Origin of the sequence: Pseudomonas sp. AM8 (assembly GCF_036346475.1) — a bacterium.
Lineage (GTDB): Bacteria > Pseudomonadota > Gammaproteobacteria > Pseudomonadales > Pseudomonadaceae > Aquipseudomonas > Aquipseudomonas marginalis.
This window is the reverse complement of sequence record NZ_JAOTNX010000031.1, coordinates 1-7,736: the sequence shown is the minus strand read 5'-3', so window position 1 is coordinate 7,736 and position 7,736 is coordinate 1. Positions and strand designations below refer to the sequence as shown.

At 62.4% G+C, this 7,736-nt stretch carries 6 protein-coding genes; 1 reads left to right on the top strand and 5 read right to left on the bottom strand.

What is annotated here, in order from left to right; translation table 11 throughout:
* Nucleotides 1-426: 426 nt before the first annotated feature.
* From V3W40_RS34460 to glnT, 5 genes are all read right to left on the bottom strand, one after another.
* Nucleotides 427-1,752, bottom strand: coding sequence for an ammonium transporter (locus V3W40_RS34460; protein WP_065925859.1), 1,326 nt, complete (start codon nucleotides 1,750-1,752; stop codon nucleotides 427-429).
* A gap of 137 nt (nucleotides 1,753-1,889) precedes the next feature.
* Nucleotides 1,890-3,212: an FMN-binding glutamate synthase family protein gene (locus V3W40_RS34450; protein ID WP_027603581.1), complete on the bottom strand. Its 1,323-nt coding sequence runs from the start codon at nucleotides 3,210-3,212 to the stop codon at nucleotides 1,890-1,892.
* Nucleotides 3,213-3,226: 14 nt separating this feature from the next.
* On the bottom strand, nucleotides 3,227-3,901 hold the full coding sequence (locus V3W40_RS34445) for a protein glxC (protein WP_027603580.1): 675 nt from the start codon (nucleotides 3,899-3,901) through the stop codon (nucleotides 3,227-3,229).
* An 11-nt stretch (nucleotides 3,902-3,912) separates the two neighbouring features.
* Complete coding sequence (locus V3W40_RS34440; RefSeq protein WP_065925860.1) at nucleotides 3,913-4,818, bottom strand: class II glutamine amidotransferase; 906 nt, start codon at nucleotides 4,816-4,818, stop codon at nucleotides 3,913-3,915.
* Nucleotides 4,819-4,840: 22 nt separating this feature from the next.
* Nucleotides 4,841-6,175 (bottom strand): type III glutamate--ammonia ligase, encoded by a 1,335-nt coding sequence (gene glnT, locus V3W40_RS34435; RefSeq protein ID WP_330216535.1) that lies wholly within the window; start codon nucleotides 6,173-6,175, stop codon nucleotides 4,841-4,843.
* A gap of 282 nt (nucleotides 6,176-6,457) precedes the next feature.
* Between glnT and V3W40_RS34430 the strand changes: the two genes are divergently transcribed.
* Entirely contained in the window at nucleotides 6,458-7,057 is a 600-nt protein-coding gene (locus V3W40_RS34430; RefSeq protein WP_330216534.1) for a helix-turn-helix domain-containing protein, read from the top strand.
* Nucleotides 7,058-7,736 lie beyond the last annotated feature (679 nt).

Sequence of the window (7,736 nt, the reverse complement as noted above, 5' to 3'; positions counted from 1 at the left end):
AGGCGCCCCGTTAACCACGCTGGCCGAACGCAGGCTTGAATCCGTGGGTAACCCGGCAGGACGCCGGGTTAGCCGTCCTGGGCCAGGGATGGCCCATGACGGCGGCCCACGGATTCAAGCCTGCGTTCGGGCATACCGAGCCTAGGCGAGGTACCGAGTGGTGGGGCAAGACCTTTTGGTTACTTTTGGGGCGTTTGCCAAAAGTGACCCGCCGTAAGGGCGGAACCCATAGCGGCCGTGACCGCAGCAACGGATATGGACTCGAACTGATCCAACATCCTGGTCGGCTGTCAGGCCGCCATCGGGAGCAAGCCCCCTCCCACATTTAGGTAGCGGGGCATCAGTTAGATAGTCGTCGGCTCCTGAGCCATCACGGAAGCAAGCTCCCCTCCTACATTTTGAGCTGCGTTTACTCAGGGGGAATGATCAGTGGTTGTAGGCCCGCTCATTATGCTCGGCCAGGTCCAACCCCATCTCCTCCACCGACTCATGGGCACGCAAGCCAACCAGGGCATTGACCCCCTTGAGGATGATCCAACTGATCACAAAACAGTACACCGTAGTCAGCAGCACCCCCTTGAGCTGGGCAACCACCTGCCCGCCCATGGTCACGCCTTCCACCAGGCCCCCCATGGACGGTACACAGAACACGCCCGTCAACACCGCGCCAATCATCCCGCCAATGCCGTGCAGGCCGAACACGTCGAGGCTGTCGTCGTAGCCGAAACGGCGCTTCAACACCGTCACGCTCAAGTAGCAGAACACCCCGCACAACAAGCCGATGGCCAACGCACCGCCGACGCCCACGTAGGCACACGCCGGGGTGATCCCCACCAGGCCGGCCAACGCGCCGCTGGCCAGGCCGAGGGCACTGGGCTTGCCGACCTTGAACCACTCGGTGAACATCCAGCCGAGAATCCCGGCGCAGGCGCCCAACTGAGTGTTGAGCATGACGATGCCCGAGGTGCCGCTGAGGCCGCCACCGGAGCCGATATTGAAGCCGAACCAGCCGACCCAGAGCATCGCCGCGCCGGCCATGGTCAGGCTGAGGTTATGCGCCGGCATCGGCGTGTTCTGGTAGCCCTTGCGCTTGCCGAGGATCAGGCACGCAGCGAGCGCAGCCACACCGGCATTGATGTGCACGGCGGTGCCGCCGGCAAAGTCGAGCACGCCCCAGTTATGCATCAAGGCCCCCGAACCGCCCCAGACCATATGCGCCACCGGGGCATAGACCAGGGTGAACCAGATGGCCATGAACAACAGCGCCGCCGAGAACTTCATGCGTTCGGCAAAGGCGCCGGCGATCAGGGCCGGGGTGATGATGGCGAAGGTCATCTGGAAGGTCACGAACACCCCTTCCGGAATATCCCCCACCAGGCTCTCCGGGGTCATGCCCGCCAGGAAGGCGCGGCTCAGGCCGCCGACAAAACTGTTGAAGGTCACCTGCCCTTCGACCATGCCGGTGGTGTCGACCACCATGCTGTAGCCGTAGATCACCCACAGCACGCCCACCAAGCCGGCAATGCCGAAGCACTGGGTGAACAGCGAAAGCATGTTTTTCGCACGGACCAGGCCACCGTAGAACAACGCGAGCCCCGGCAAGCACATGAACAGCACCAGCACGGCGGCGGTGACCATCCAGGCGGTGCTGCCGGTGTTCAAGGTGGGGGCGTCGGCGGCCTGGGCGAGGGGCACAAGTGCACCGGTCGCCAATAAGCCAATAAGGGATTTGCCGAGAAGACGATTGATCATGTTCAAAGCTCCTGCAACAGAAGTGTGTAGGAGCGAGCTTGCTCGCGAAAAACGTCCAGGCAACGCGTTCATCCAGGGTGCCAGCGTTATCGTTGACGATCTTCGCGAGCAAGCTCGCTCCTACAGGGGGGGTAAACTCAGTAACCGGAACCCGGCACCCAACTGGTCCCCGCCAGCGGCACCCGCGCCATGGCGGCCGATTCCACTGTCAGCGCCACCAGGTCCTCGGGGTCGAGGTTGTGCAGGTGCGACTTGCCGCACGCACGGGCCATGGTCTGCGCCTCCAGCACCATCACCCGCAGGTAGTTGGCCAACCGCCGCCCGCCTTCCACCGGGTCGAGGCGCTTGGACAGCTCCGGGTCCTGGGTGGTGATGCCGGCCGGGTCGCGGCCGTTTTGCCAGTCGTCATAGAAGCCGGCGGCCGAGCCGATTTTTTTCAGTTCCGCGTCCAGCCGTGGGTGGTTGTCGCCCAGGGCAATCAGCGCCGCCGTGCCGATGGCGACCGCATCCGCGCCCATCGCCATGGCCTTGGCGACATCGGCACCGTTGCGGATCCCGCCCGAGACGATCAACTGGACCTTGCGGTGCATGCCCATCTCTTGCAAAGCCTGTACCGCTTGCGGGATGGCCGACAAAATCGGGATGCCCACATGCTCGATAAACACTTCCTGGGTCGCGGCGGTGCCGCCTTGCATGCCGTCGAGCACGATCACATCGGCACCGGCCTTGACCGCCAGCTTCACGTCGTAATACGGCCGGCTCGCGCCGATTTTCACGTAGATCGGTTTTTCCCAATCGGTGATTTCGCGCAGCTCGGCAATCTTGATCGCCAGGTCGTCGGGGCCGGTCCAGTCCGGGTGGCGGCAGGCGCTGCGCTGGTCCACGCCGATCGGCAAGGTGCGCATGCCGGCCACACGCTCGGTGACTTTCATGCCGAGCAACATGCCGCCACCGCCGGGCTTGGCGCCCTGGCCGAGGACGATCTCGATGGCGTCGGCCTTGCGCAAATCATCCGGGTTCATGCCGTAGCGTGATGGCAGGTACTGATACACCAGGTGCTGGGACTGGCCGCGCTCTTCCGGGGTCATGCCGCCGTCACCGGTGGTGGTGCTGGTGCCGGCGATGGTCGCGCCACGGCCCAGGGCTTCCTTGGCGTTGGCCGACAATGCACCGAAACTCATGCCGGCGATAGTCACCGGGATCTTCAGGTGGATCGGCTTCTTGGCGAAGCGGTTGCCGAGGATCACATCGGTGCCGCACTTCTCGCGATAGCCTTCCAGCGGGTAGCGCGACACGCTGGCGCCGAGCAGCAGTAAGTCATCGAAGTGCGGCAGCTTGCGCTTGGTGCCGCCACCGCGAATGTCGTAGATGCCGGTTTCGGCGGCACGCTGGATTTCCTGGATGGTCAGGCGGTCGAAGGTGGCCGACTCGCGCAGGACCGGAGGGGTTTGTTCAGTCATGGTGGAGCTCCTGATCAGTACGCGGAGGCGTTATCGACTTTGAAGTTGTACAGCTGACGGGCCGAGCCGTAGCGCTTGAAATCCGCCGCCTGGTGGGCGAAACCGGCGCGGTCGAGCAGTTCCTGCAACTCTTGCAGGTGCTCGCTGCGCATCTCTTTTTCGACGCAGTCCGAGCCCAGGGACTCCACCGTGCCTTTCACGTAGATATGGGTTTCGTAGAGCGAATCCCCCAGCGCATCGCCGGCGTCGCCGCACACCACCAGGCGCCCGGCCTGGCCCATGAAGCAGCTCATATGGCCAATGCTGCCGCCGACGACGATGTCGATGCCCTTCATGGAGATCCCGCAACGCGCGCCCGCGTCGCCCTCGATCACCAGCAGACCGCCATGGGCCGTGGCCCCGGCCGCCTGGGACGCGCTGCCTTTGACGCGCACCGAGCCGGACATCATGTTCTCGGCGCAGCCCACGCCGACATTGCCGTGCACGGTGATCGAGGCCTGCTGGTTCATGCCCGCGCAGTAGTAGCCGGCGTGGCCCTCGATATCGATGGACACGGCCTGGTTCACCCCCACCGCGAGGTTGTGCTTGCCGTTGGAATGGGTCACGCGCCACTCGTTGTCGATGGCCTGGGCGTGCAGCGCCTGGTTGAGGTCACGCACGGTAGCGGTGGAAAGATCGATGGTTTTCATGTGTGCGCTCCTTAAGCTGACGGGCGTTCCCAGATGTACAACGTGGCCGGTGCCGGCTCCCAGATCCGCGCGTTCTCGATGCCCGGCAGGCTCGACAGCGCCTGGTACTCGGAGGCCATGGCGACGTAGTCGTCGGTCTCGGCCAAGATCGCCGGCTTGCACGCAATCGGGTCGCGGATCACCGCAAAGCCGTTGCGCGTGCCGATGGCGAAGGTGAAGAAGCCGTCGAGGTCTTCCAGGGAATGGTCCAGCGCCTCTTTGAGCGAGTCGCCCTGTTGCAGGCGCCAGGTCAGGTAGCCGGCGGCGACTTCGGTGTCGTTGTCGGTTTCGAAGTGGATGCCTTCGCGCTTGAGTTCCTGGCGCAGGCGGAAGTGGTTGGACAGCGAGCCGTTGTGCACCAGGCACAGGTCGGCGCCGGTGGAGAACGGGTGGCTGCCTTCCATGGTCACCGCGCTTTCGGTGGCCATGCGGGTGTGGCCGATGATGTGGCTGCCCTGCATGTTTGCCAGGCCGAAGCGTTGGGAAATTTCCTGGGGCAGGCCCATGCCCTTGAGGATCTCGATGCTCTGCCCGGCGCTCATGATGCGCACGCTCGGCGCCAGTTCGGCCAGGGCCAGGCGCACCGGGGTTTCGTCGGCGTGGATCTTCAATACGGCGGCGCTGGCGTTCTGGAACCAGTCCAGGGAACAGCCGAGGCGCCCTTCCAGCTCGCCCATCAAGCCTTTCCAATCGAAGGCTTCGGTGGTGGCTTGCAGGGTCAGCTTGACCCAGCCATCGGCGACTTCATCGCCGTAGATGGCGAAACCGGCGCTGTCCGGGCCACGGTCGGTCATGGCTTGCAGCATGGGTTCAAACAGCTGGCCGAGCTGGGGTTCCAGCTGCGGATTCTTCAGGTACAGGCCTACGATTCCACACATAACAAGTCTCCGTCACACGGTGTCAGAAAAATTCGGTATAGCGCTGGATTTCCCAGTCGCTCACATGGCGGCTGTACTCCACCCACTCCATGCGCTTGAGCTTGATGAACTCGCCCACGATCTGCGGGCCGAGCATTTCGGCGAACAGCGCGTCGGCTTCCAGCGCGTCGCAGGCTTCCTTGAGGGATTGCGGCAGGGTCTTGATGCCGCGCTCGGCGATCTGCTCAAGGCTCAGGCTGTAGAGGTTTTCGTTGCAGACGTGGTCGATTTCCAGCTGGCGATCGATACCGTCCAGGCCTGCGGCGATGATCGCGGCGCTGACCAGGTAGGGGTTGCAGCCGGCATCCGGCAGGCGGAACTCCAGGCGGCCATACGGCACGCGCACCATGGCCGAGCGGTTGTTGGCGCCAAACGCAATAAAGGCCGGGGCCCAGGTGGCACCGGACAACGAGTTGCCGACCACCAGGCGCTTGTAGGAGTTGACCGTGGGCGCGGCGAACGCACACAGCGCCGGGCCATGGGCGAGCAATCCGGCGGCGAAGTGATAGGCGAGTTTCGACAGGCCCATGCCGCTCGGGTCGCTGGCGTCATGGAACAGGTTTTTGTTATCAAAGCTGCTGATCGACAGGTGAAAGTGCATGCCGTTGCCGGCGCGTTTCGGGTCGGGCTTGGGCATGAAGGAGCAGATCATGCCCAGGTCATTGGCGATCTCGCCGGCGGCCATGCGGAAGAAGGTGAAACGGTCGGCGGAGGTCAAGGCGTCGCTGTAGGTGTAATTGATCTCGAACTGGCCGTTGGCGTCCTCGTGGTCGATTTGATAGACCTCGAAATCCACCGCCTGCAAGGCTTCGGTCAGGCGCTCGAGGAACACCCGCGAACGCGACAGGCCCTTGTAGTCGTAGCAAGGCTTGTCGAGGTTGTCGCTGGGGTCCACCAGTTGCAGCGTGCCCTGCTCGTCGCGGCGCATCAGGTTGAACTCGGGCTCCAGGCCGGTGTTCAGCGTCCAGCCCTTGTCCTGCAGGCGCTGCACTTGTTGCTGCAACACGTAGCGGCTGTCGTAGGGATGAGGCTTGCCGTCGACATGCCCGACGCACACCACGCGCCCATAACCTGGCTGCCAGGGTACCGGGGTCAAGGTCGACAGATCGCCGCGCGCCATGAAGTCCGGGCCATGGGGTTCCATGCCCATGCCGCTGATGGCAAACCCGGCAAACCCTGCGCCCTCTTCGGCCACGGTCTTGAGCCCGCAGATGGGCACCGACTTGGTCTTGGCCGCACCGTGTATATCCACAAACTGCGCAAGCACGTATTTGATCCCGTGCTTGTCGATGATGCGCTGGGTTTCTGCTGGCAACATTGCGTGTCACTCCTCGCGAAAGGCAAAACCGTGTGGGTGGGCCTAGGCTGTCTTTTTATTCCTAAAAAGAAAGTTAGTTTCCCTACAGGAATGCAATACCCTTGCCATAATCGCGATCGACACATCGAAGTGGGTGGAGCTGCGCTTTTGTGCTGTATATATGGGAAAATTCTTTTCCCCGCAGGAATACGCACAGCGGGGTGGCCTTCAAGCGCCAGACCTTGCACTTTCCCAGTGCGAAAATAATATTACTGAACGGAAACCGTGCAGGAGCCGATGATCATGTCCACCGAAACCGCCCCGCGCCTCAAGCTCGAGCAATACCTGGGGCTGCAGATCAAACGCCAGCGCCAGGCCCAGGACCTGAAGCTGTCCGACGTGGCGAAGATTGCCGATATCAGCCAGGGCATGTTGAGCAAGATCGAGAACGCCCAGGTCTCCACCAGCCTCGATACCTTGAGCCGCCTGTGCGATGTGCTCGGGCTGCCGCTGTCGAAATTATTCAGCGAATACGACCAGCAGGATGGCAGCGCCTTGCTGGTCAAGGCCGACCAGGGCATGGAAGTGGTGCGCCGGGGGACCGAGAAGGGGCATACCTATCACCTGCTCAACCACACGCGCGGGCCGAAGAAGAGCTTCGAGGCGTACATGGTCAGCATGGATGACGCCAGTGAGGAGTTTCCGACCTTTGCCCATCCAGGGACGGAGTTTCTGCATTTGCTGGAGGGGGAGTTGATTTACCGGCATGGCAACCAGCTGTATCGGATGGAGGCCGGGGACAGCTTGACGTTTGAAGGCGAGATTCCGCACGGCCCGGAGCAGTTGGTGCAGGTGCCGATTCGGTTGTTGTCGATCATGAATTATGGGGGGGATAAGGAGTGATCGTGGGCATATCCGTTGTTCAGGTCACGGCCGGCTAAGATCAAACATCGGAGCAAGGTCTACCGGATGTATGCAGATCAACCTGTGGGAGGGGCGGTGCGACGGTTCGACTTGCCCCCGATTGCAGTGGGTCAGCCACAGATGCATCAACTGACACGCCCTCATCGGGGCATGGGTATCTACACAACTTTCAGGCTGAAAAATCTCTTTGGGGTGAGGGAGCTTGGTTCCGTGGCGGCCTTTGGGCCGACCGCTTTTTGGGGGTTGGGTGAGTACATATCCGTTGCTGCGGTAACGGCGGCTATTGGTTCCGCCCTTACGGCGGGTCACTTTGGAAAAGCCCCAAAGTAACCAAAGGGCTCTTGCCCCACCACTCGGTACCTCGCCTAGGCTCGTTATGCCCGAACGCAGGCTTGAATCCGTGGGCCGCCGTCATGGGCCATCCATGGCCCAGGACGGCTAACCCGGCGTCCTGCCGGGTTACCCACGGATTCAAGCCTGCGTTCGGCCAGCGTGGTTAACGGGGCGCCTGAGATCAAGATCAAAATCCAGAGCCAGAGCCAGAGCAGATCAAAAGATTGCTGACTTCGTCAGCGATTAAGGAAGTAGAAGCCACACCGCGTACGCTTCAATAATCAGGTCGGCTTTAAGGCCGCCTCGCTTTTGTTTTTGATTTGGC